Below are 22,804 nucleotides of genomic sequence, written 5' to 3'. Positions count from 1 at the left end.
TGGCAGGCTGTTTAACCGATCTGCCCAAGAACCGGAAACGTGCCCAGTAGCCAGAACGCAAACGCCGAGAGGTATCCGCTCATCATCGCCACACCCACAATCACTACGACTAGGCCCGCTCCCTGATGGAGGCGACGGCCCACACGACCAACGGCACGCAACCGCCCGGCCAGTTTTTCCGTGAACACTGCGGCGACCAGAAACGGGACACCAAGTCCGGCGGAGTAGATAGCAAGCAAGATGATCCCCTCCACGACCGTTGCAGAGGCCGCGCTGGTCATCAGGATCGTCCCGAGTATCGGCCCAATGCATGGTGTCCAGCCAAACGCGAAAGCCAGACCGAGCACGTAAGCAGAGAACGGGCGTCCACCGGGTATCTGAAGGTGCAGGCGAAAGTCCCGTTGCAGGAAGCTACCGGATGCGACACCCAGCATGAACAGGCCAAAGAGAACAACGACCGCTCCGCTGACAATGTTCAGCTCATACTGATAAACAAGCAATGTGCGACCGAGCGCGGTCGCACTGGCTCCGAGTATGATGAATACTGTGGAAAATCCAAGGACGAAGCACAAACTGAGGCCAATCGCAGCAATCGTCTCTCTATTTCTTCCTCGCGTGGAAGCCGGGCCAGAGGATTGACCGGCGATATAGGAGACGTATCCTGGTATGAGTGGCAACACGCAGGGTGACAAAAAGGAAATGGAACCCGCCAGAAAGGCGGCCCCGATACCCAGCAATGTCAGCTCTGCCGTCATCTGGTTTCGTCATTCAGGCTGGCCACAGGCCTGAGTGCCCACCAGAAGGCCACGCCGGGTACCACAAGCCATTGTAGCAGTGGGCTGAGGCCTGTTCCGAACCATGGCATCACGGGCATGATCTCCCGGTAGGCCCAGGCTGACCGAACATCGATATTCAGCCATTCGCTGAAGATGGTGTAGGCGATCCCCATCGTCAATGTGGCGGCGATCACCGGTCTGACACCTTGTTGCGGCCAATCGTGCCGGCCCAAAGCCAGTAGCGACAATATGAGCGTGCTCGACGCGATCAACAGGTCACCGGCGGTGCAATGAACGGCTGCAAACGCATTCTCGCGGAAGGGGGAATCAGTCCAGATTGTGTATAGTGGAAGGTGCAGGAATTCCCACGCAAGATTGCCGATTGCACTGACGATGAAATAACGCCGCAGGCTTACCAGCCAATTTCGTCCGGATATCGGCGCATTCTCTTCGGCACGTGTATCGCTCTTCAAAACATGTTCCTCATTCTCTCCCAGAATCCTGGTTTGGATTGCAATTTCGGCGGCCAAACCCGATGGGAGAGACCGTTGACGTAGAGTAGGAGGTTCACGGGCTCGAAATTCAGCCCATGAAAATTCGCAGCCCATCGACCGCCACGATCGATCACATGAGTAACAACGCCGTGCACTTGCATTCCATCATCCATGACCTTGAATTTGTGCCCATATTGCTGGACGAGGGATCGCGTTTCCGCCTCATCCTGATCTGGCAATTTGGTTAGAAAGGACCAATTGACCTCATTCAATCCATGTAATTCACCAAAATTCATAACATTTTCAGCAATATCCCTTTCTGGATCAGTGGTAATAGTTATAAACTGAACCATATTTTTCATAGGTGTCTGGTTGATCATTTTCTGCACGTCGGCGATTTTCTCCGCGTGAAGCGGACAGATATCGGGACATCGGGCATATACAAAATGCAGGATCAGGATCTTGTCTGCGAGATCCCGTAGCGTCACGGGATTACCTCTCAGGTCAGCGAGTTGGAAGTCCGGCGCTGGTCTGTCGATGATCTGGAAATAATTCGATTTTGCTGTCAATTCAGCATCAAGAGACTCACCGGGATGATTTGCTGTCGCTTGGCCGGCAAATACCAGGAAAACAGCGACTAAGAGAATTGGGAAAAATTTTGATGGCATACGGATGCTCCCATGAAGCGAGCGCGTCTGCCGCCCCGGAAGGCGGCAGACGCTGGTTGGCTAATCAGCCCTTGTCATCAGATGAAGGATTGTCTGCCTTCATGTGATCGCTCATGGCCGACATCATTTTGTTACATTTTTCCATCATTGGTGCCATCTGCTGCATCATTTTCATCATCCCGGCCATTTCGCCTTCCTGCATGTCATTCTGCATCATGGACCCATGCTCCATCGTGCCACCGGGTGATTTTTCGGCACCGGCAATGGCGGAGACTGAGGCCATTCCTGCCATGGCCACAGTCAATGCGAGTACTTTAACGATCTTGAACATCATATTTTCCTTTCGAAGGGTTGGTGGTGGGTTGGCAGTTCACGAGTGAATGCTGCCTTTCGCCGACGGCTGATTGTCGGCTACGGGTTGATCAGAGCACTTCCTGTCTGAACAACCGCGCATACAAAGGCCCATCGCGCACATCAGAACGCAGGGCAACAAGCTGATAAGAATTGGCGCAATGCCAAACGCGATCAGCGAATTCTGGTATAGAAGGGAGATCAGGACAGTACCCGCGACACCAAGCAACGAAAGCCGTCGAGGCGACATTTGAAGCCGTGACCACCCTTTCAGGAAATTTCTTCTGAGCCGATCACTGGATTGATTGAGTTCCATCACTATTTCCTTCCTGCTCGCTCTGCCGCGATGGTTTTTTCGAAGAATGCGATCATTTCGGGTGTGTCCCACTCGGCTGGTCCGATTATTCGTGAGAGTTCCGCGCCGTCAGGGTCTATCAACAAGGTTACCGGTAGCCCGTAGGCCCCTAGATTCCGGGCCGATGCGCCCGTTTCATCGATGAGAAGCCGAAGGTGCTTCACTCCGATCTTGTCGAAAAATGCCCGCACCACCTTCGGGCCTGCCCGGTCTATTGAGAGGGCGAGAACCTCAAAATTCTCTCCTCCAAGTTTGCCCTGGAGTCTGTCCAGCGTAGGCATTTCGTGGCGGCACGGCGGACACCATGTCGCCCAGATGTTGAGCAGGATGACCTTGTCGCGCCAGTCCTCAAGTGTCAGGCGATTGCCCGTTTCGTCTGCAAAGACGATGGCGGGAACGGGCCGCTTTGCGTCGTGAAGCGGCATGGTTGTGGGTTCAGCTCCCGCTGAAACGGCGGTGAACAGAAGAAAAAATGATGCAAGAACGGATATTCTCATTGAGCCATTCCCTCCGAGCTTTCTCTCAGTCGTTCGACGAGTGGCAGGATTGTGTTCGTCAGTGCGTCAGGCGTGACAGGTCCGATATGCTTGTAGGCAATGCGACCGTCCCGACCGATCACGAATGTTTCGGGGACGCCGTACACGCCGAATTCGATCCCCACTCGCCCGTTGATATCTGCGCCTGTACGTGTGTAGGGGTCGCCGAGCTGCTCCAACCATGCTGCGGCGTCCTGAGGCTGGTCCTTGTAATTCAGTCCATGGATCGGAACGATCTGCTCTCGTGCCAGCCGCATGAACAGGGGATGCTCCGCACGGCATGCGGTGCACCAGGATGCAAACACATTGAGCAGGGCAACGTCCCCCTGAAGGTCACTACTTTGAAGACCCTGTGTGCGTCCGAGAACCGGAGGCAGATCAAAGACAGGCACAGGCTTGCCGATCAATGCTGATGGGATATTTTTCGGATCCAGGGTCAGTCCGACGCCCAATGCAGTGCCAATGACGCTGAAGATGAGTAGCGGAACGGCGAACCTCAGGTATTTTCCTGCAGGGGCGCTGTCTTCTTGTGGTTCCTGGAGGGTGGATTCAGTCATCACTGTCGCTCCGGCTTTCTGATCCGGATCGAAGGTACTTGATCAGAGCGGCTACACTGAGGCCCAGCACCAGGATGACTAGAATCCAGACCAGACCCATGCCCCACATCATTCCGCCCATATGTTCCATCATTTCACCTTCTCCCTGATTGCGGCCTGCCTGCGGGCCGTAATGTGTTTCGGCCAGCGGGACTTGATGTATGCAAGGACAGACCAGATCTCGTCGTCCGATAGGACGTCTCCAAAACCCGGCATGTCCGTGAGATATCCCGCAGGGGCATGTGCTGCCGTTCCGTCCCGCGTGATCGAGAACAGGATCGCGTCCGGATGATGCCAGGTGTGCCCGGTTTCATCGTGAGGCGGGGCCGGCAGTCGCCCATCCGGCTTGCGAGACCGCCAGTTCGGTTGTCCCTCCAGATTCGTGCCGTGACAGGACGCGCAATAGGCGACATATACCTCGGCACCACGTGCGACCTGTTGAGGGTTTTCATGATCAGCCTGACCAGCATGGCCCGGCCAGGCGGCCATCATCGAGACGCCGGCCAGCGTAGCGACAAGGGTGACACGCATATGGCCAGTCCCGATCATGGACGGTGGCATCGGCATCATTCGACAGCATAGATTCGCGGGGATTGAGAGCCGATTTCGTAGGTTGTGAAAGGCTCCGTCTTCCGGCCCGACATCCCGGGTGAACCCTGTGGCATGCCCGGCAGCGTGATCCCGACGATCTTCGGCTGCTCGCTGAGCAATCTTTCGACGCTTGCAACCGGCACATGGCCGCTGACGACATAGCCGTCAATCATCGAGAGGTGACAGCCTTCGAAATTCTCGGGAATTCCGGCCATTCGGCTGAGCTGTGCCAGTTCGTGGGTAGGCTTGACGGTGACGGTAAATCCGTTCTCGCGCAGATAGCTGGCATAACTCTCACAGCAGCCGCATTGCGGGTTCTTGTAGAGCGTTACATCGCGCGATGATTCTTCGGCATATGCCGGTGCAGTTGTCCAGATCAGCAGCCCGAGCAGAGCAAGTGAAAGGTGTTTGCGCATGATTGATTTCTCCTTTGATGCAGATCAGCTAACGCGTATGACGCCCATCATTCCGGCAGCCTGATGCTCGAGAATGTGGCAATGGAACATCCAGTCGCCCGGATTGTCGGCAACCAGGGCTATGTCGACCCGCTCCCGCGGGGCCATCATCACGGTGTCCTGCCATTCACGATGGCGGGTAGGTTCGCCGCTCCGTGCGATCACCCGGAACGAGTGCCCGTGCAGATGAATCGGATGATGCCAGGCCGTGGCGTTCGTCATGGAGATGATGTGGCTTCGGTCCTGCTCGAGGGTCAGGAACGGCTCCAGCACATGACCTTCAGCAGCAACGCCGTTGACGAACCAGACGCCTGAACCGCGCATCATGTTCATCATGCCGCCAGTCCGGCCTTCACCCATGCTGCCGCCCATATCCGACATGACCATCCGGCCCATCATGCCGCCGTTGAATACGACCTCATGCCTGATGGCGGTTTCGACTGAAGGCTCCGGAAGCCCGTTGGACGGCAACTCGATTGGCCAGTCTGGTGGGCTCGATCTGAGCGGCGCAGCCGCATAGGTCAGTTCCGTCAGTTGATACTCGAGCCCTTTGTAGAAGCGGTCGATGACGGCATTGCGGCTGCCGGGCCGGTCCGTCATGTCGAGAATGAGATCGACACGCATGGCCGGGCCAATGACGACCTGCCCGTTCGCCGGAGAATGCGGGCTGACCGGCTGGCCATCAAGCGCGATGACCATTGGCGCATGCCCTTCGAAATCGAGGGCAAATATCCGGGCATTGGCCGCATTGACCAGGCGCAGGCGAATTCGCTCGCCTGAGCGCACCACAAGATCACCGGGAGCGCGACCGTTGATAGTCACGGTGTTTCCGACCCTGCCATTGTGGCTCATGTCGTGTCGGTTGCCGAAGTCACCACGGATCGACCCATCCGGCCCCAGCCGCCAGTCGTCCAGCATCCAGGTCAGATCGCGATCGACCCGAACAGGATCGTGCTCTTCGATGATCAACGGGCCGTACAAGCCGCGCCCGACCTGCTCGAAGCTGCGCTGATGTGGGTGGTACCAATAGGTCCCCGCATCCACGGCATCGAATTCATACATGAACTTGCCACCGGGTTGGATGGGGGCCTGAGTCAGATAGGGCACCCCATCCATTGCATTGGGCACCCGAACTCCGTGCCAATGGACAGTGGTCGGCTCGTCAAGGTCATTGGTCACCGACACGCGAACGCGGTCACCCTGGCGAACGCGGAGTTCCTGACCTGGCACGCTGTTGTTGTAGGCCCAGACAGCTGTCTGGTCAGACGCAGCGGCGGTCAATCGGCTATGCCCCGGCGCAGCGCGCAGATCAAATTCCTTCACCGCAGCCTGCCGGGTAGTGGCCCTGAGGGATGGAGGCATGACCGCCACCCCCATGTTGGCCATGAGCAGCGACAACATGCTGCGGCGCGACAGCACCGCATCGCGAAATTGAGACATTTTCAGAAGAGTTCCCGAAGCGCGGCACCTGCGCGAAATGGGGCAGATTGCCGACATTCATCCGAACACCATCGCCCCTAGGCCAACGGTGCGTGAAAGACAGCCTGGCCGGATCGAAATCCGACTGGTGTCAGTTCAGGATGATTGCCTTCGGAGGGAACGGGTCGGGTGATGCCTGTCGACCGATTGAAAAATCAGGGACATCAAGAAATGCGACGCGGTGCATCGAGGGAATGTCTGATTCAGTCGCGGCAAACGCTATCATGTGGGAAGTGAAGCACATTTCACCGCACGACATCGTTGACGGACCGTCAACATCACAATCACCGCACTCGACCATGCCTGCGTGAACATCGGCGGTCGCCAGCATCTGCATTTTCATGCTGGCTGCAGCCGATACATTGGCAAAGGCAGCTGTGCCGAAGGCGGCAAGCAGGGCAAGAACCAGAATATGCGCCGTCATTTTCATGCGTCGATCTTTACCTGCAACATTGGCAGGTGTCCATTCACAACCCGAGGAACAGCGAGAGCGTTCTGCTTAACCAGCACAGCAGGACAGCCTTGCAATATCCTTGTCGAAGGTCTGTGCGGCCAGCTTCAGCCCTTCTACAGTCGTCAGGTACGGGAATATCATGTCAGCGAGATCAGCTACCGTCATGCCAAAGCGGATGGCCAGCATTGCCGTCTGGATGCTGTCGCTTCCCTCGGGAGCCAGGATGTGCGCACCCAGAATCCGGTTCGTTCCGGCATCGGCAACGAGCTTGATCAGGCCGCGTGTGTCCCGTGCAGCCAGCGCCCTGGGCAAGTATTCAAGAGGCAGCAGTGACGTGCGAACCTTTAGCCCCTTTGACATGGCGGCTTGTTCCGTGAGACCGACGCTCGCTACTTGCGGATCGGTGAACACGACCGAAGGCATCGTTGTCGCATCGTAGCGCCGCGCCACGCCGTTCACTGCATTCTCTGCGGCCAGCTTTGCACCATAAGCGGCCATGTAGACAAACTGGTCGCGCCCCGTCACATCGCCCGCCGCATAGATGCCCGCAACTGAACTCTGCATCTGATCATCCACGGCTATGCCGCCATTGCTCTCCTGCCTTATCCCGCGTTCCTTCAGTCCAAGCCCGTCGGTATTGGGTCGACGGCCGGTTGCGACAAGCACCCGCTCAGCGTTCAGTTCGACAAGGTCGCCGTCGCTGTCCACGCGCAAGGTCACGCCATCCCTTGATACCGCGATGTTCCTGTAGCTCCCGCCTTGCTGCACGATGATTCCTTCATCCCGGAAATACCCCGACAAGGCTGCGCCGATCTCTGGCTCGGCTTCGGGCAACAGGCGGCTGCGGCAGACAATCGTGACGCGCACGCCCGCACGAGCGAACATTTGTGCGATCTCCACGCCGATGTAGCCGCCACCAATGACCAGCAAGGACACCGGGAGATCCTGCAGTTCAAAGGCCGTTGTGCTGGTGAGGTAGGGAACGTCGCCAAGACCAGAAATCTCCGGGATCAATGGTTGCGATCCCGTCGCAATGATGGTCCGGGCAGCCCGAATGAACCTGCCGCTGACCTCTACCCCGCCTTCGACAATGCGGGCCGGGCCTTCGAGATAGTTGACGCCTTCATAGGCCGGAAGCAGGTCCGCGTATTTGGCCTGCCGCAACTCCTCCACCAGATCGTCTTTCTGTCGGATAACCGCCGACCAGTCCTTGATCACCGCCTTGCCTTCGATCCCGGCAAAGCGGCCGAGGTTTGCGCCGTACAAGCCTTCCATGGCGCGGATCAGGGTCTTTGAGGGAACACAGCCGACATTCACGCATGTACCGCCAAGGGTTCCGTGCCCAACGAGGGCAACGCGCGCACCGGCATCCGCCGCAGTGATTGCGGCCGAAAATCCGGCCGACCCCGCCCCGACAACAACCAGATCATAGCCTGCGCCCGCGGCGCGTGACGGGTCCATATTGACGATATTGTTCATCAGCGTTCCTGTCGTCTTTCCTGCGCATTGTCTGTCTCGCAGCACTCATCATTCTGTCGCTTGCTTCTGCGCCAGAGGGCATAGACCGTAATGGCCATAAAGATCGCGAGGGCTGGGAGCAGCACATAGTCCAGCCAGCCCAGCCAGGCCGACAATCCGGTCACACCAAGCAGGATGACCAGCACTGGCGTGAAGCAGCAGAGTGCGGTAACCACTGTCCCGCCAATCCCGGTCCTCAGTATCGTGCGATCATTCATGTCAGCCGCCTTCGGCAACCGCATTTGCCGGATACCCCGCATTGGTCGAAGCCCGGGCAATCTGATCCGGTGTCGTGATCGCCGGATCGAAGACCACCGCTGCGGTCTTTGTGTCGAGATCGATCTGCACTGACTCCACCCCTTCGACAGCTTCCATCGCCGTCCGAACCGTGATCGGGCAGAGCGCACAGGTCATGTTCTGGACCGCAAAGGTCCGCGTCTGCTGCGCAACAGAGGCGCTTTCAGCAGCGTTCGCCGTCATCGCGTTGGACAGGACATGGGCTCCCCCCAATCCGACGGCACCTATCGATGCCAATGCAACAAGAACAGCGGCAGTTCGTTTCATCATCATTGCTCCTAATAAAACAGGGGGGCCCAGTAATTGATCGTCGCGGCCAGCAGCACGATGGCTGTTGCCAGCCACAGGAGCGTCCTGGAAATCCGTCCCGAAGCCGGGCTTGCGCAATAGGACCCCGCCGCGCACGCCCGCCTTGGTCGGATGTAGACGTGCCAGAACCCGGCCCCGAGCATCAGGAGGGTTACGGCCACGAAGTACGGCTTGTAGGGTTCAAGCGCGGTGAGATTGCTCATCCACGCGCCGCTGATCCCGAGCGTCACAAATGCCAAGGGCACGATGCAGCACGACGAAGCGAGAAGGGCGCCGAGCAACCCCGCACCGGCCAGCAGGCCGCTGCGGCGACTCTCTATATCAGAGACTGTTCCGTCGGCCCCGTCAGACGGGGTATCGTGCGGTGTGGCGGGCATTTCTTGCTCTCTCGTTGTAGAATTCATAGCCGGATGGTAGGGTCTGTAGTCCCTACAGGCTCAAGAGAAATGTTGAACAAACCCGACGACCCTCTCGATCATGTGACCCGGAACGGCCTGGCACAGGCCGCCGGGACAAATATCGAAACCATTCGCTATTATGAGAAGATCGGCCTGATGCCGGAACCGAGGCGTGCCGAAAATGGATATCGTCTGTACGGCCAGGACGCACACAGAAGGCTCAAGTTCATCCTGCGAGGTCGTGAGCTGGGATTTACCATTGAAGAGCTGAAGGGGTTGCTGAGCCTCGTCGACGGCGGCGATTACAGCTGCGGTCAGGTTCACGCAATGACGGTCGAACACCTGGGTAACATTCGTGCCAAGATCGGTGATCTGATGCGACTGGAGCAGACACTCGCGGACATGTCGACTCAGTGTGAGGGTGGCGAAGTCCCTGATTGTCCAATCATCGACAAGCTATTCGCGAATATCGAAATCGGCAGTGGTTGATCCGGATCAGACTGCGTTTTCCTGTCGAAGTTCGCCGGCATCAAAACCGCGACAGGTCCATTTCATGTCAGCCATCGCAATCGCAGAAGCCGCCATATACCGGATATGATCAATGAGTCCTGAGCCTTGGTGGACCGTGACCCAAGACGCTGCTTAGCTGTCCCCGCTATTCACCCACCTCTGGAAGAACGCATCCGCCAGTCTGACCGCCTCGTCTCCTGGCCGCGTTGCCGGTTCCGGCCAGCGCTGCCGTGCCAACCCGAACTCCGCGTCGATCAGGGCACCGATCTCCCGTGGCATCCTGCCGTGCCCCATCTCGCGCGTCTGTGCCTTGCGGGCGAGCAGATCGTCGATGATCGCGGTGCTGTCCGCAGAGACATCGCTCTCCGCCACCAGGGTCCGGAACGCCATGGGCACGATCGCCGCGCCCGAATGCAGCCGCATCCAACGCAAGGCAAGGGCCGGGCGCAGGACATAGAACAGCTTCTTCAGCCGGACCTCTGATCCGTCGGCAAAGGCGGTCTCCCGTTGCCGTTCCCCCAGATGCAGGTAATGCATCGCGATGGCAGCTGGTTGTACCACCTGGTCGGCCAGGGCCAGCGCCTCAGCCCGGAAGTCTGCATCGCCGCGATAGACAAAGGGCGACATCAGCCATTCCAGCACCACGGCATTGCCCTTCAGCAGCAGCTTCAGGGTCTTCGCCAGATCCCAGCCGTTCACGTCGTAGATCGCGTCCGGCGGATACTCGATGACATCGCGCGGCGGATAGAGGCTCAGATAATCGGATTGCGGGCGGACATGGATGAAGCGGCAGTCATAGTCGCTGTCCGGCGATGGAAAACCCCATCCCCGGCTGCCACTCTCGATGGCCAGCAGAATGCGGACACCATGGTTCGCCTCGACCTCGTGCAGCTTTGCGTCGATTCCGGCAACGACAGCCGGGTCGAAGCCCGGGCCCAGGTGGCGCAGCTGTGCCATCGGAAAGTTCCTTGTCTCTTCTCGTGGATAAATGCCAACTACAACACCGGGAATGGCTTGGTCGCCCACGGAAGTCCAGCCGGGTTCGGATCTCTCGGCATTTCGGCCTGTCAATCTACCCGACCTTCCTCCAGACCGGGTGCCGTCAGCCCTCTTTCTCCTTTGGCCAGAGTTGTTCACCAAGCCGTTGCGAAGTCCGATCGACCAGGGCCCGTTGGGCTTCACTCAGCGTTGATGGCGGACGTTCGCGTTCGAGCCGCGCCATCTCCCTTTCGATCCGTGCCTTCAACTTTTTGCGGTCCTCGGCCATGAAGCCCATGAACACCGAGACTTCCTCGACCTCGCTCCACTGGAAGCGGCGGGGTAGGAGGTGGTCCATGAGTTGGGCAAACACCATCGCCGTGGGGACATTGCTCTTGTCTCCTGCTTCGGTTCTCGGGCGTTGTTTCTCGCTGAGCGCGGCCTGCATCATGCAGAGATCGCGCAGATCGGCCGTGTACGCGCAGTCGCGGAGATCCTCGCGGGTCTCGGGTCCATGGATCTCCGCCTCCCCGGTTCGGTAGTTGAGCACGATATCTTCCGGATGCGGCAGCAGGTCAGGCGGTGGCAGGCCCCGCTTCTGATGTTCGGCTATCTTCGCCTCGCCCTCGGCCTTCAGCTTCTCCAGACGCAAGAACCGTTTCAGGCGCAACTCAAGATACTGCTCCTCCTTCCGGTCCATGAGCTCGATGACAAAGCGCTGAGACAGGCGGTTGCCCTTGAGCGCGGACATGATCGATGAGCGAACCACCGCCTGTGTGGCCGGAAGCTGGACCTCCTGGCCGTTCTCCCGGAACGTCAGCAGACGATAGGCTTCCTGTTCGAGGAAGGTGTCGGCAGGGGCATCCGCCAGATGAATGGGTTCCGGCTTGGGCTTCTTCGGTCGTCCTCGTGGATTGCCGGACTTGCCCTTTTTGAACCGTGTTGACCGTGGTGGCTTGCGGAAGCCGACTTCGTAGCCGTCGCTGCTCATGCCGCGCTGGTCATGCCCGTTATCGGTGCGGTCATCTTCCCCTAACGGCGCATCGCGCTTCTGCGAACGACGATTGCGCACCGGGTGCCCCTGCTTGTGGTCCCGGTTACCGCTCATCTGCGTGTCTCCGTCTCGATATTGACTGCCAGTGTGACCGCTTCGTCGGCTTCGTCCGGTGGGAGCGTGTCGCCATCAGGGTTGGGGTCTGCCGTACCCGTCTCCGCCAGGCGATATTCCTCCACGTCCTCGAAACGCTCACCCGTCGCCTCCAGGGTGGCGTGCTTGCCGGTAAGGCGTTCCCAACGCCGCACGATGGTGTCGCAATAGGCCGGATCGAACTCCAGCAGCCGTGCCTTCCGACCAACCTGCTCTGCGGCGATCAGGGTCGTGCCCGAACCGCCAAAGCCGTCGAGCACGATATCGCCCCGCTTCGAACAGTCCCTGATCGCATCCGCCACCAGGGCGACCGGCTTGACCGTCGGGTGCATGGCCAGATCCGTGTCACGGCTGGCACCAAAGCTGTTGATGCCGGCATAGTCCCAGACATTGGTCCGGTAGCGACCCGTCTCGCCGAGACCGAAGCTGTTCACATGCGGACCCGTCCCCACCTTGAAGACGAAGACCAACTCATGCTTGGAGCGATAGAAGCTCCCCATGCCACCATTGGTCTTGTTCCAGACGCAGAGGTTCTTCAGTTCCGAGAAGACCGTGCGGCCCGCCGCGAGCAACTCCCCCATGTGCCGCCAGTCCATGCAGACGAAGGCGATGGCGCCGTCGCGACAGCGATCCGCCGCCGCTCCCAGCGTCCCGGTCAGGAAGGCGGTGAAGGCGTCCTCCGACATCTCGCCCGAGGCGAAGGCAAACTCCCGGTGGCGTACCTTGCCGAGCCCGGAGACATGACCATCGATTGCTACATTGTAGGGCGGGTCGGTGAAGACGAGATCGACCTGCTCCTGTTCCAGCAGCAGATCGTAGTCGGCAGATGAGCGGGCATCACCGCAGAGCAGGCGATGGCGCCCGCAGCGCCAGAGATCGCCCGGTCGGCTGATCGCTGTCTGCGGCAGTGGCGGGATATCGTCCTCCGGTGCCGCCGGTCCCGGTGTCTCCCGTTCGCTCGCCGCATCGAGGGTAAAATCGATCTCCGCCAGCGAGAAGCCGGTCAGTTCCACGTCGAAGTCGAGATCGATCAGTCCCTGCAGTTCGATCGCCAGCAGGTCCTGGTCCCAGCCCGCATTCAGGGCGAGCTTGTTGTCGGCCAGGATGTAGGCCCTGCGTTCGGCTTCGCTCATGTGCGAAAGACGCACCGTCGGCACCTCCGTCATGCCGAGCGACCGTGCCGCCAGCACGCGGCCATGGCCTGCGATGATGGTGTCATCATCGGCAATCAGCACCGGGTTGGTGAAGCCGAAGCGATCGATGCTGTCGGCGATCTGGCGGATCTGCCGTCGTGAGTGGGTCCGGGCATTGCCCTCGTAGGGGCGCAGCGCATCGATGCGGCGCTCGGTGATCGTGGATACGACCCGTTCCGGGCTTCTGCTCCGGGTCCGGTCGGACTGCTTCGCACCGCCTGCGCGGCGCTGGGTTCTGGAACTCATTCTCGGGTTCTCCGACATGGCGTTGGCTTGTACGGGGACACGAATGATCACGTTCTGTTCTCATCGCGCCCTTCATCCACGCATTCGCGATCCTTGCGGGAATGTCAAAGCGTTCTGCTGCAAAACCTGTGGAAGAACCCGTCTCGCATGCCTCGATTTCAGAACGCTCGAAGCCGCGAGCGTTTTAATGGCTCAAAACAGGCGTTCAAAAGGCGTTTTAGAGCGTTCAAGCGTTTTAGGAGCGTTCAGAAACCCTCCACCGATTTTTTGGGCGGTGGGGAGGATCGGGGTCGGAATCGGGGCCAATACCGCCAACGAAGGGCTGACATCAGGTGCGGAACCGGCGAATCATCGTGCGAATCAGTCTGTCTCGAGACCATGCAGACGGGGCAGAAGTGACCGACCGGGTGCCGTATCCGCACCAGATCGCGTTGCATGGTGGTGGATGCCGCATTTGACCGAGAGACATTCAACATCCCTCGCGGCAGAGCGAGCATCCGACGCTTCCGCCGATTGCAGCAAGGGCACATGGAGCATCACGGATGGTCGAGTGCCCGCAGGGATTCTGGCGGGAGGCTCGCAGCACAGAACCGCCGTACGACGGTTGCGGTAGACCTTGCGTACCGCTCCTGCAGGCCGTCCCGGGTCTGTCCCACAATGCGGCCATTCCGTCCCGCGTCATTTGATTTCCATCCCAGCTTGGCGCCACCCTGTCCCACCATCGTCCCGGTAAGGTGCGAACCTGTCCCGGTTTACCCTCGTGTCATCCCACTATCGTCCCACTAACGCGCAACCCCGTCCCGCTTCAGGCGCGTCCCATCCCGCATCCCGAAGTGCCTCGGCGTATGTCCGACCATGGCTGGTGGCTGTCCATTCCGGTGCACAGCGTCTGTTGTCCCCATGCGAGGTGCGCCGGAACCCGGCCTGCCGAGTGCGCAGTTGCAAGGTCCGTGGAAGCCGGTGTTGCTGCGGGCCAGGCGTGCATGGCGTTGTCAGGAACAGCGACCCGAGGCGCCCTTGGAGCCGCAGACTGACGCCTGTTCCGTGGGGGTTCGCTGCTCTTCGAAGCGGGGTTCCCTGCAAGCCTATCCAGATTCCCTGCTCGCGGATTCCAGCACCCTGTTCCGGCATCTGAATTCCCTGTTATTGGTCACAGGGAATTCGGGCGGAAAGAGGCTGTTTCTCAGGGGGTTACGGCAGCGGAAAGCGCTTCTCCACGGCCGAAAATGCCGAAAATTCCCTGTTCTTCCCTGTAAACAGGCAAACGGCACCCAGAGACGGGTTCGCAACTGACTACACGGACCGCCATTACCTCTATATCTTGATGAGTTTACTGGTTCATTCGCGGCGCAATATGCGCCAGTACCACTCCTGATCCTGCGTTGTGCGTCTGATTGGCTCGGTAGCATGGCTTTGTGGCCAGGCGATGGATGCGACCGGCGTGCGGTCAGGCGGCAATGTGATCCGGTCGAGATTCCCGGGGACACCTCCCACACGATCAGCAACGGGTCCCGTTCCGCTCCCATAGTGTCTGATGCTCGGGATGACGACAACGGACAGGGGGGGGCGGAAGGCCAACTTGCCTGAGTGAGGAACACTCTCGAAGCTGACGGATGTCGTCGAGACGGGGCGTACCGCGTTCTGGCAGTCGAATTGCATTGGCTGTAGGATCGAGTTCAACCATCACGGGGAATCCCTTCAATGCGTCAGATCGCATCTCTTGCCGCTGCCATCGTCCTGTTCTGCAGCATCAACACGGCACACGCGGAACTGGACCAGAGCCGCATGATCGCGTTGCAGTCCACGCTGCTTTCGTTTCTGGGCGAGCGGGAGTCGGATGGGCGCTACGTCATCTTCAATACGGACTCCGGCGAACTTCTGAAACTGTCTCCCGCCAGCCTGCATCCCAAGATCGTCCCGTTTCGCAACGGCTATTTCCTGTGCGCTGATTTCGTGGCGGATGGCGGAACGACATATGAGGTCGATTTCCTCGTGATGCCTGTCAGGGATGGCTTCGCGATCACGCAGACCCTGTTCGATTCACGCGATTCAATTCGCAAGACAATGGGCAAATAGCGTCCTTTGAAGAAACTCCTGTCCTCCCTTGCCGTACGGGTGACTGTTGTCTTTGCGGTGATGTTTCTGGCATTCGCCGGGGGGTTCCTGATCTGGTACGACCAGTTCCGCCGCGACGCGATGGAATCTGAAGTGGCGGCCCAGGTCGCTTCCCTCGGTCACCATCTGTCAACGGCGCTTTCCGAAGCCAGACGACACGAGGCGAATGCCGACGTCGTTCACCTGCTGCGTCTCGCGCAGGGATACCGGTCCATCCGGTGCGTGACCGTGCTGGATACCGACGGGGGGGTGCTGGTCGGCTGGCCGAACCGCGGCTGTGTCGAACGCCAGAGCAGGAAGAACGTCGATTTCACGCTGAAGCCGGACGGCGTCCTGAGGATCGATTACGGCGGCAGCTGGATTACCGAGACATTGCGGGAGGAGCGGCTGTTCGTGCTTGCGGCACTTGGTGTGTCCCTGGCAGGTGCACTGCTCAGCGCGTTGCTGGCCAACTATGTCATCGTGCAGCGGCGTCTGCGATCGGTACTGGATGTAACAGGGGGGACCAATCCGGATCTGACACGGCTCAGAAGGATTGCCGCCAAGCCGGACGAGATCGGCCAGATTTCCAGCGCCTTTCTGGACCGGATCGAAGCCGAGAGAGTGGCAGCCGAACGGGAGCAGGCAGCGCGGCTCGAAGATCAGCGTTCCGAGCGTGACCGGCTCATGTCTTCGATCTTCGACGCTCTTTCCGAGGGGCTGCTGACCCACGATCTGAACCTCAGGATCGTTGGCTGCAACAAGGCGGTCTGCGAGCAGTTCGGCTACACCGAGGAAGAATTCCTGCGGCTGCACGTGCGCGACCTGATGCCGGCCGATCAGTACGCGATCTACGAGAAGGTGTTCCAGGCCTACCTGGCCGGAGCGGTCGATCTGCCGGGCAGGCAGACCACCCTGACTGCGGTGCACAAGTCCGGCCGACGTCTGATGGGCGATATTTCCTTCAGCGAGACCCGGCTGGATGGCGAGCGGCTGTTCACAGGCGTTCTCACCGACCGGACCAAGGAACGGGAGGCACAGGAGACAGCGCGAATGCTGCAGGAGCGGCTGCTCGCGGCAATCGAGACCGTGCCTGACGGCTTTGTTCTCTTTGATGCGGAGGATCGCCTGGTCATCTGCAACCAGAAGTACCGTGAGATCTACGGAAATGCGCCGGAAATGATGGAGCCGGGCACGCGGTTCGAGGACGGGCTTCGCGCCGGTGTCGAGCGTGGCGAATATCTGGCAGCGGTCGGACGGGAGGAAGAATGGATTGCCGACCGGATGCATGCACACCGGAACCCGCCGGAAGACCCGATCGAGAAGCAGCTGGCCTCAGGGCGATGGATACGCATCACCGAACGTCGAACACCGGAAGGCGGCATTGTCGGTTTCCGAACCGACATCACGGAGATCAAGCAGCGGGAACTGGAACTGCAGATCGCGCAAACGCGCCTGGTATCGGCAATCGAGGCCGTGCCCGACGCTTTCGTCCTGTATGACGCGGACGACCGGTTGGTGATCTGCAACCAGAAATATCGCGATTTCTACGCAAACAGCGCGGACGTCATGTTGTCCGGCAACACCTTTGAACACATCATCCGTACCGGCGCCGAACGCGGACAGTACGCCGGGTCCGAATGGCGTATCGAGGAATGGGTGGCCGCGCGCCTGGCGCTGCACAGGAACCCACCGGAGGAACCGCTGGAGCAGCAGCTGGGCGACGGTCGCTGGCTGCGGATCATCGAACGGCGCACCCCGGATGGCGGCACCGTGGGTTTCCGGATCGATATTTCCGAGCTGAAACGCCGGGAGTTCGAGCTTCAGGAAAGCGAGAAACGCCTTCGGGCGACCATCGATGTGGCGCTTGACTGCGTGATCGTGATGGATGCCGAAGGCAAGGTGGTGACCTTCAACCCGGCGGCCGAAACGCTGTTCGGTTACCGTGCGGCGGATGTGGTCGGCAGGGAGATGGCTGATCTGATCATTCCCCGCGACATGCGGGAAGCGCACCGGAACGGACTCGCCCGCTATCTCGTCACCGGTGAAGGACCCGTGATCGGCAACCGTATCGAGATCGATGCGATGGATGCCTCCGACCGCATCTTCCCGATCGAACTTGCGATCAACGTGGTCGACAGCGGCGACGGGCCGGAATTCGTCAGCTACATCAGGGACATCTCGGAGCGCAGAAGCGCCGAGCAACGCGTGCAGGACATGGCCCGCCTGCCGAACGAAAACCCGGCACCGGTGATGCGTTTCGACGGACGCGGTGAACTGCTCTATGCCAACGAGGCCAGCGGGCCGCTGGCCAACCACCTCAATGTCTCGGTGGGTTCACGCCCGACCACTGCCTGGCAACAGAAGATCTACGAGACACTTGCCTCCAGTGTGCCAGCCAACATGGAAATCGGTGTGGGCGACATCCAGTACAGCGTGCTGTTGAGTCCCATCCCCGAGAAGCAGGAAGTCAACCTGTACGGGTTCGACGTGTCGAGCCTGAAGCGGGCCGAGGCGGAACTGATGCTGCAGCGCGACCGTGCCGAGGAGGCGAACCGCGCGAAGAGCCGTTTCCTGGCCATGATGAGCCACGAGATCCGGACACCGCTGAACGCGGTTCTGGGTGTTCTGGGCCTGCTCTCCGATACCGAACTGTCAAGCGAACAGAGCCGTTATGTCGTTACAGGGCGCACGTCTGCAGAGGCCCTGCTCACGGTCATCAATGACATCCTCGACTTCTCGAAGATGGAAGCCGGCAAGCTGGAACTGGAAATTTCGCCCTTCGATCCTGCGGACCTTGCGCGGGTGGTGGTGGAGGTGCTGTCGCCACGCGCCGTGGACAGGGGTATCGACCTCCGCCTCGAGGCGCCGTCGGATCTTCCGACGCCCCTGCTGGGAGACCCGGGACGGCTGCGACAGGTGCTTCTGAACTTCGGCTCCAACGCGATCCGGTTCACGGAGCAGGGCAGTGTCACCTTCCGGATCGGGACCGTCGGCGGTACGGAAAGCCGCCCCAGGCTCCGGTTCTCCGTGCGAGATACCGGCTCCGGCGTGCCGGAAGACCTTCGCGACCATATGTTCTCCGAGTTCTCCAGTTCGACCGGGGCAGGGGATGCCATGGGTGGTACCGGTCTCGGCCTCGCCATATGCCAGCGGATCGTGGAGACCATCGGCGGAGAGATCGGTTTCTCGACCGAGACCGGCACGGGAAGCGACTTCTGGTTCGAGGTCGAACTCGAGAAGACGGCGACGCCGGTTCGACCCGTTGAAGCGAGCCCGCAGGATGTGGCCGCCGACATGGATCGCCGACGCAACGTGCGCCTGCTGGTCGCCGAAGACAATCCGGCCAATCAGCTGGTCATACGCGTCATGCTGGAGAAGGCAGGGTTCCGGCTCGATATCGCCGGCAACGGTGAGGAAGCCGTGCGTGCCGTCCAGCGCCGGTCCTACGAGGCTGTGCTGATGGATGTCGGCATGCCGGTAATGGACGGCCTGAGCGCAACGGCGGCCATTCGGGCGCTGCCGGGTGAACGTGCTGATGTTCCGATCGTTGCCATGACGGCGCACGTCTTGGACAGCGAGAAGTCGAACATTCTCGCGTCGGGCATGGACGATTTCATCGCCAAGCCGATTGATCGTCAGCACCTCATCCGGACGATCGACCGTTGGGTCTTCAGGGATCAGGGCACTGAAGCGGTCGCGGCACCTGCTGCCACGGGCATTGGCGATCCTGTGCTGGACATCGATGTGATCGAGCGCCTTGCCGAAGAGACATCGGAGGCGGTCGTGCCCGAAATTGCCCGTGTCTTCTCCGAGCATCTGGAAGGCGCAATCCCCGAGTTCGAGACTGCACTGGACGAGAAGGACGTCGTGGCGCTGGACTCCGTTGCCCACCGGATCGGCAGCAGCTGTGGTTCACTGGGGGCGATGCGCCTGTTCCGGACCTGTCGGGCCATCGAAGCCGCCGTCGCCAACGGTGATGATGACAGTGCTCTTGCCATGGCGAGAGGCATCCGGCAACTCGCCGAGGCATCAGTCAGCGAGTTGCGGGAATATGTCAGAACGCGGTTCGGGACCTGATACCCAGCAATCTCGGCATCCAGGGCCAGCGGGCCGCGACCTGCTTCGCCCGCCGCAACAGGCCTTCCAGCGGCCGTTCCATGTCGCGTTCGTTCAGGACGATCCCGCCAACCCGTGCGCCCATCTTGGCAAGGCGCGTGATCACCGTCTCCAGCTGTCCTGCGTTCGTCATTCCCGAAAGTGCGGTCACGAAGGTCAGATGAAACCGGGCTGCAACCGCGCACCCGTCCAGCGCCCCGGTGCTCCGGCGGGCGGCAACCGGGGCACTGTCGGCAACGACCAGGTCGTAGTTCATGGACAGTCGGTCAAGCTCATCCGCGAGTTGCCCGCCGATCTCCGACCGGTTCGCATGGGCGGCGATCGCGGTATTGACGCAGGCGACATCCAGTTGCCGGCCTGGCACCGACCATGGGCGGGATATGAGAGTACCGACAATCTTGATCTCGTCAGCGGTATCCAGAGCCAGAACATGCTGGGTGAAGGGCACCAGGGGGTCGAGATCAAGGAACAGCACCCTTTGCCCTTCCAGTGCGGCCCGCTGCGCCAGCGCCCAGGCAAGGGTTGAGGAGCCTGTGCCACGGCCGGGGCCGGTCACCAGTACCCGCACCGGATGGCCATCTTTTGCTGCCTGGGCGATCTGTGCGCCCAGGTGGTCGAGCTCGGTATGATCCAGCGGGAAACTGGTCGGAGCGGGGAGGGTGATTGCCTGTCTGAAGATGCCCATCAGATTGCCCCCAGGATCGCGAAGATCGACACCACCTGGAACACGTCACGGACGCCGTTCATGAATATCTGCCAGTCACTCTGGCTGACGGAGGGCACATAGACCGTGTCCCCGGCGCGCACGACCGGCAGGTTCGAGAAATCGCCACCGCGTGCAAACTTAACCAGATCGAATGCGGTCGCCCGCGGCTCGCCATCCACGACCTGCACGACGACGATCTTCTCCTGCCAGGCGTCGGCAGAGGGCCCACCGGCCTCGGCGAGCAGGTCGAGGATCGTCATGCTGTCGTTGAACGTGTAGCGGCCCGGCGTGCGTACTGATCCCAGAACACGCACCATCCTGCCCGGGTCGGTTTCGGTGTAGTCCCGGTCCCTGTTCGGGACATAGATCACGTCGCCAGGAACAACCTGCGGCAGCAGCGACGGGTCACCGGTTTCGAAATAGAGTGCCAGGTCGACCTTCGAGACCTCGGAACCCTCCCGATTGCGGTGGCTGATCCGGATGTTGCGGATATCGGCAGTCGGCGTCGGTCCGTTGGCGGCAGAGATGATGTCCAGGAAATGCAGATTCGGATTGAAGGCATAGCGACCCGGCGCACCGACAGATCCCATCACGTAGATGGCACGTTCGCTGTCGAGACGGGTCCACTGGCTGCGGTTGTCACTGGGATCGCGGGGCAGTTCCGGCAAGGTCACGGTGTCGCCTGCCCGAAGGCGCGGCAGGTCACTCAGCGAACCGCCATTGTTGATGAAGCCCTGCAGGTCGAAGACCGTCGCCTGGGCCTGATCGCCGTTCTTCTGAAGGATACGGATCTGCGTCGCGTCGCCGTACTGGGTCGGACCGCCGGCGTGGGCGACCAGATCGAGCAGGCTCATCTCGTCTGACCATTCGTAGCGGCCGGGCTTGTTCACCTGGCCGATGATGCGGATGGCGCGGTCATTGCCGATCTTCAGCCAGGATTTCTCGAGCTGATCGGTCTTCTCCGGTACGAAGATCGCGTCGCCGGGACCGATTGACGGCACGGTGATGCCGGGACGTCCTTCGGTATAGCTCGCCAGATCGAAAGCGATGACCTCGCCGCTCGCCCGGATGACCCGCAACTGGCGGGTCTCGGCATAGCGGTTCGGACCGCCAGAGTTGGCCAGGACGTCAAAGAAGTTGGCGCCTTCGGTCATCTCATAGGACCCGGGCTTGGCGACCTCGCCCATGACATACACCGTGCGCACCCCGGCCTTCACCTCGTCCACATTGATCGGCACGTAGATGGTCGCGGCTTCCGTCAGGGTGGGCAGCAGGCTGGCGTCACCGGTGTCGAAGTATTTCTTCAGGTCGAAGACGATGGGCGACCCGTCATTGATGACACGGATCTTCTCGACACCGGCGTAACGGGTGAGGCCACCGGCACGCATGATCACGTCGACGACGGTCTGGTTGGACTTGAAGGAGAAGGTGCCCGGGTTCTGAACTTCGCCGAAGACCTTCACCGCGCCGGTTTCCTCACCGGCATCACCGGCGGCCGTCAGGGTGCGTGCATCGAACTCGACCTCGACATTGCCGATCAGCGGGGAGGAGGGGACGAACAGGGTATCACCCGACTGCAGCACGGGAATCGCGCTGGCATCGCCGGTGTCCAGGTAGCGTTTGTAGTCGAAGGTGCTGGTCGAACCGTTGCGGCGCAACTGAAACAGGTTCATCTGCGCGCCCTGGCGAAGACCTCCGGCCGCGGAGATTGCCATCTGCACGTTGCCGTTGGCGGGCAGGTCGACGTCCTTTGGTGTCTTCACGAAGCCCATGACCGACACCATCAGGCGGCGTTCCTTGATCAGGACCTTCAGCTGGGAGAGGTCGCGATAGGCGCTGGACAGCGCCAGATTGACACGACGGCGCGCGGTATCGGTGTCAATGCCGGCGAGCGGCAGCGCACCGACTTCCGGCAGCGTGACCATGCCGCGACTGTCGAGCTGGTAGGGCTGATCGAAGTCCGGCTCGCCCGGCAGGACGATCTGGATGATGTCACCTGCCGCCAGTACGGGTTCTTCAGCCAGCACCGGGCGGGCGAACAGAAGGGCCAGGATGGCCAGCATCGTGTAAATGGCTGTCGTGTGAAAACGCGTCATCTCGGGTGCTCCTCACCTTCGGGATCTGTCAGTCAGAGGGCGACGCCATTGCGCGGCTTGGCCGCCCGCGCGATGGCGTCTTCGATCCTCTGCATGCGTTCGTTCAGGGCGATCAGGTTGGCAGCGCCGTCGGCGTCCAGACCGCCGGCGATCTCGCGTCCGGCGCGAATGGCGAGACGTTCCGCCAGCACCAGCTCGGCAGGTGCCCAGCGCATCGCGCCGTCGTTGGTCAACTGCTCAAGCTTGCGCAGGCAGTTGGCGTGCCGGACCTGCAGGGCGATCTCGCCCTCGCTGGCTGCATCGATGATCGCGGCGGGGTAGGTGCGGGTGGAGATTTCCGCCGCGCCGCCGCCGTGCTCGGGCGGCCAGGTGACGGAACAGGCACCAAGGCCCACCGCCACACCGGCCAGCAGGAAGAACTTGCCCGGAGCCCTCATC

At 60.6% G+C, this 22,804-nt stretch carries 24 protein-coding genes; 3 read left to right on the top strand and 21 right to left on the bottom strand.

The annotated features are described in order from the left end of the window. Positions 1-11: 11 nt before the first annotated feature. From QGV54_RS12980 to QGV54_RS12910, 15 genes are all read right to left on the bottom strand, one after another. A complete protein-coding gene (locus QGV54_RS12980; protein ID WP_281019949.1) occupies positions 12-755 on the bottom strand; it encodes a cytochrome c biogenesis protein CcdA in 744 nt (247 codons plus the stop codon). Further along, entirely contained in the window at positions 752-1,249 is a 498-nt protein-coding gene (locus QGV54_RS12975) for a hypothetical protein (protein ID WP_281019948.1), read from the bottom strand. The genes QGV54_RS12980 and QGV54_RS12975 overlap by 4 nt, the downstream gene beginning before the upstream one ends. After that, the gene (locus QGV54_RS12970; protein WP_281019594.1) at positions 1,246-1,938 is read right to left on the bottom strand and encodes an SCO family protein; all 693 of its coding nucleotides are present in this window, start codon (positions 1,936-1,938) and stop codon (positions 1,246-1,248) included. Before QGV54_RS12970 ends, QGV54_RS12975 begins: the two co-directional genes overlap by 4 nt. A gap of 64 nt (positions 1,939-2,002) precedes the next feature. Beyond that, positions 2,003-2,269: a hypothetical protein gene (locus tag QGV54_RS12965; protein ID WP_281019595.1), complete on the bottom strand. Its 267-nt coding sequence runs from the start codon at positions 2,267-2,269 to the stop codon at positions 2,003-2,005. A 338-nt stretch (positions 2,270-2,607) separates the two neighbouring features. Further along, the gene (locus tag QGV54_RS12960; protein WP_281019947.1) at positions 2,608-3,141 is read right to left on the bottom strand and encodes a TlpA disulfide reductase family protein; all 534 of its coding nucleotides are present in this window, start codon (positions 3,139-3,141) and stop codon (positions 2,608-2,610) included. Next, a complete protein-coding gene (locus QGV54_RS12955) occupies positions 3,138-3,737 on the bottom strand; it encodes a DsbE family thiol:disulfide interchange protein (RefSeq protein ID WP_281019946.1) in 600 nt (199 codons plus the stop codon). The genes QGV54_RS12960 and QGV54_RS12955 overlap by 4 nt, the downstream gene beginning before the upstream one ends. Next, complete coding sequence (locus tag QGV54_RS12950; protein WP_281019599.1) at positions 3,730-3,870, bottom strand: hypothetical protein; 141 nt, start codon at positions 3,868-3,870, stop codon at positions 3,730-3,732. The genes QGV54_RS12955 and QGV54_RS12950 overlap by 8 nt, the downstream gene beginning before the upstream one ends. Next, the gene (locus QGV54_RS12945) at positions 3,867-4,268 is read right to left on the bottom strand and encodes a c-type cytochrome (protein WP_348638786.1); all 402 of its coding nucleotides are present in this window, start codon (positions 4,266-4,268) and stop codon (positions 3,867-3,869) included. Before QGV54_RS12945 ends, QGV54_RS12950 begins: the two co-directional genes overlap by 4 nt. A 74-nt stretch (positions 4,269-4,342) precedes the next feature. Beyond that, the gene (locus tag QGV54_RS12940; protein ID WP_281019601.1) at positions 4,343-4,783 is read right to left on the bottom strand and encodes a DUF411 domain-containing protein; all 441 of its coding nucleotides are present in this window, start codon (positions 4,781-4,783) and stop codon (positions 4,343-4,345) included. A 24-nt stretch (positions 4,784-4,807) separates the two neighbouring features. Continuing rightward, positions 4,808-6,262, bottom strand: coding sequence for a multicopper oxidase family protein (locus tag QGV54_RS12935; RefSeq protein WP_281019944.1), 1,455 nt, complete (start codon positions 6,260-6,262; stop codon positions 4,808-4,810). A gap of 130 nt (positions 6,263-6,392) precedes the next feature. Next, positions 6,393-6,731 carry a hypothetical protein gene (locus tag QGV54_RS12930; RefSeq protein ID WP_281019943.1) on the bottom strand — a complete coding sequence of 113 codons (339 nt, stop codon included), beginning with the start codon at positions 6,729-6,731 and terminating at the stop codon, positions 6,393-6,395. A gap of 69 nt (positions 6,732-6,800) precedes the next feature. After that, a complete protein-coding gene (gene merA, locus QGV54_RS12925; RefSeq protein ID WP_281019942.1) occupies positions 6,801-8,234 on the bottom strand; it encodes a mercury(II) reductase in 1,434 nt (477 codons plus the stop codon). Beyond that, positions 8,234-8,491 (bottom strand): mercury resistance system transport protein MerF, encoded by a 258-nt coding sequence (gene merF, locus QGV54_RS12920; RefSeq protein WP_281019941.1) that lies wholly within the window; start codon positions 8,489-8,491, stop codon positions 8,234-8,236. The genes merA and merF overlap by 1 nt, the downstream gene beginning before the upstream one ends. A 1-nt stretch (position 8,492) precedes the next feature. Continuing rightward, positions 8,493-8,915 (bottom strand): cation transporter, encoded by a 423-nt coding sequence (locus QGV54_RS12915; protein ID WP_281019940.1) that lies wholly within the window; start codon positions 8,913-8,915, stop codon positions 8,493-8,495. Beyond that, the gene (locus QGV54_RS12910; RefSeq protein WP_281019939.1) at positions 8,849-9,256 is read right to left on the bottom strand and encodes a mercuric transporter MerT family protein; all 408 of its coding nucleotides are present in this window, start codon (positions 9,254-9,256) and stop codon (positions 8,849-8,851) included. Before QGV54_RS12910 ends, QGV54_RS12915 begins: the two co-directional genes overlap by 67 nt. Before the next feature lie 72 nt (positions 9,257-9,328). Here QGV54_RS12910 and QGV54_RS12905 point away from each other — a divergent pair, with 72 nt between their 5' ends. Next, positions 9,329-9,766 (top strand): helix-turn-helix domain-containing protein, encoded by a 438-nt coding sequence (locus QGV54_RS12905; protein ID WP_281019938.1) that lies wholly within the window; start codon positions 9,329-9,331, stop codon positions 9,764-9,766. Between the two features lie 153 nt (positions 9,767-9,919). Here the strand turns inward: QGV54_RS12905 and QGV54_RS12900 are convergent, their stop codons facing one another. The 3 genes from QGV54_RS12900 to QGV54_RS12890 all read right to left on the bottom strand — a co-directional run bounded on the left by QGV54_RS12900 (position 9,920) and on the right by QGV54_RS12890 (position 13,351). Beyond that, entirely contained in the window at positions 9,920-10,744 is an 825-nt protein-coding gene (locus QGV54_RS12900) for a nucleotidyltransferase domain-containing protein (RefSeq protein ID WP_281019609.1), read from the bottom strand. Positions 10,745-10,889: 145 nt separating this feature from the next. Next, a complete protein-coding gene (locus QGV54_RS12895) occupies positions 10,890-11,873 on the bottom strand; it encodes a DUF5681 domain-containing protein (RefSeq protein WP_281019937.1) in 984 nt (327 codons plus the stop codon). Continuing rightward, positions 11,870-13,351 carry a DNA methyltransferase gene (locus tag QGV54_RS12890; protein ID WP_281019936.1) on the bottom strand — a complete coding sequence of 494 codons (1,482 nt, stop codon included), beginning with the start codon at positions 13,349-13,351 and terminating at the stop codon, positions 11,870-11,872. Before QGV54_RS12890 ends, QGV54_RS12895 begins: the two co-directional genes overlap by 4 nt. A 1,701-nt stretch (positions 13,352-15,052) precedes the next feature. Between QGV54_RS12890 and QGV54_RS12885 the strand changes: the two genes are divergently transcribed. Next, on the top strand, positions 15,053-15,427 hold the full coding sequence (locus tag QGV54_RS12885; protein WP_281019935.1) for a hypothetical protein: 375 nt from the start codon (positions 15,053-15,055) through the stop codon (positions 15,425-15,427). A 6-nt stretch (positions 15,428-15,433) separates the two neighbouring features. Then, a complete protein-coding gene (locus tag QGV54_RS12880) occupies positions 15,434-19,525 on the top strand; it encodes a PAS-domain containing protein (protein WP_281019934.1) in 4,092 nt (1,363 codons plus the stop codon). Here the strand turns inward: QGV54_RS12880 and QGV54_RS12875 are convergent. From QGV54_RS12875 to QGV54_RS12865, 3 genes are read right to left on the bottom strand one after another with little or no spacing between them, the layout of a single operon-like run. Next, positions 19,503-20,249: a hypothetical protein gene (locus tag QGV54_RS12875; RefSeq protein ID WP_281016414.1), complete on the bottom strand. Its 747-nt coding sequence runs from the start codon at positions 20,247-20,249 to the stop codon at positions 19,503-19,505. The genes QGV54_RS12880 and QGV54_RS12875 overlap by 23 nt on opposite strands. Next, positions 20,249-22,366: an SLBB domain-containing protein gene (locus QGV54_RS12870; protein WP_281016415.1), complete on the bottom strand. Its 2,118-nt coding sequence runs from the start codon at positions 22,364-22,366 to the stop codon at positions 20,249-20,251. Before QGV54_RS12870 ends, QGV54_RS12875 begins: the two co-directional genes overlap by 1 nt. 32 nt (positions 22,367-22,398) lie before the next feature. Next, on the bottom strand, positions 22,399-22,803 hold the full coding sequence (locus QGV54_RS12865; protein WP_281016416.1) for a hypothetical protein: 405 nt from the start codon (positions 22,801-22,803) through the stop codon (positions 22,399-22,401). Between the last annotated feature and the right edge of the window lies 1 nt (position 22,804).

This window comes from Minwuia sp. IMCC3060 (assembly GCF_029909435.1).
GTDB lineage: Bacteria > Pseudomonadota > Alphaproteobacteria > Minwuiales > Minwuiaceae > Minwuia.
Note: the sequence above shows the minus strand (reverse complement) of the source record. Positions and strands in the feature narration are given on the sequence as shown.

Excerpts from the sequence above, each read along its gene's own strand:
- QGV54_RS12980 (WP_281019949.1), bottom strand. The coding sequence starts at position 755 with ATGACGGCAGAGCTGACATTGCTGGGTATCGGGGCCGCCTTTCTGGCG.
- QGV54_RS12970 (WP_281019594.1), bottom strand. The coding sequence starts at position 1,938 with ATGCCATCAAAATTTTTCCCAATTCTCTTAGTCGCTGTTTTCCTGGTA.
- QGV54_RS12965 (WP_281019595.1), bottom strand. The coding sequence starts at position 2,269 with ATGTTCAAGATCGTTAAAGTACTCGCATTGACTGTGGCCATGGCAGGA.
- QGV54_RS12960 (WP_281019947.1), bottom strand. The coding sequence starts at position 3,141 with ATGAGAATATCCGTTCTTGCATCATTTTTTCTTCTGTTCACCGCCGTT.
- QGV54_RS12955 (WP_281019946.1), bottom strand. The coding sequence starts at position 3,737 with ATGACTGAATCCACCCTCCAGGAACCACAAGAAGACAGCGCCCCTGCA.
- QGV54_RS12950 (WP_281019599.1), bottom strand. The coding sequence starts at position 3,870 with ATGATGGAACATATGGGCGGAATGATGTGGGGCATGGGTCTGGTCTGG.
- QGV54_RS12945 (WP_348638786.1), bottom strand. The coding sequence starts at position 4,268 with ATGATGGCCGCCTGGCCGGGCCATGCTGGTCAGGCTGATCATGAAAAC.
- QGV54_RS12940 (WP_281019601.1), bottom strand. The coding sequence starts at position 4,783 with ATGCGCAAACACCTTTCACTTGCTCTGCTCGGGCTGCTGATCTGGACA.
- QGV54_RS12935 (WP_281019944.1), bottom strand. The coding sequence starts at position 6,262 with ATGTCTCAATTTCGCGATGCGGTGCTGTCGCGCCGCAGCATGTTGTCG.
- QGV54_RS12930 (WP_281019943.1), bottom strand. The coding sequence starts at position 6,731 with ATGAAAATGACGGCGCATATTCTGGTTCTTGCCCTGCTTGCCGCCTTC.
- merA (WP_281019942.1), bottom strand. The coding sequence starts at position 8,234 with ATGAACAATATCGTCAATATGGACCCGTCACGCGCCGCGGGCGCAGGC.
- merF (WP_281019941.1), bottom strand. The coding sequence starts at position 8,491 with ATGAATGATCGCACGATACTGAGGACCGGGATTGGCGGGACAGTGGTT.
- QGV54_RS12910 (WP_281019939.1), bottom strand. The coding sequence starts at position 9,256 with ATGCCCGCCACACCGCACGATACCCCGTCTGACGGGGCCGACGGAACA.
- QGV54_RS12900 (WP_281019609.1), bottom strand. The coding sequence starts at position 10,744 with ATGGCACAGCTGCGCCACCTGGGCCCGGGCTTCGACCCGGCTGTCGTT.
- QGV54_RS12895 (WP_281019937.1), bottom strand. The coding sequence starts at position 11,873 with ATGAGCGGTAACCGGGACCACAAGCAGGGGCACCCGGTGCGCAATCGT.
- QGV54_RS12890 (WP_281019936.1), bottom strand. The coding sequence starts at position 13,351 with ATGAGTTCCAGAACCCAGCGCCGCGCAGGCGGTGCGAAGCAGTCCGAC.
- QGV54_RS12885 (WP_281019935.1), top strand. The coding sequence starts at position 15,053 with ATGCGTCAGATCGCATCTCTTGCCGCTGCCATCGTCCTGTTCTGCAGC.
- QGV54_RS12875 (WP_281016414.1), bottom strand. The coding sequence starts at position 20,249 with ATGGGCATCTTCAGACAGGCAATCACCCTCCCCGCTCCGACCAGTTTC.
- QGV54_RS12870 (WP_281016415.1), bottom strand. The coding sequence starts at position 22,366 with ATGACGCGTTTTCACACGACAGCCATTTACACGATGCTGGCCATCCTG.
- QGV54_RS12865 (WP_281016416.1), bottom strand. The coding sequence starts at position 22,803 with ATGAGGGCTCCGGGCAAGTTCTTCCTGCTGGCCGGTGTGGCGGTGGGC.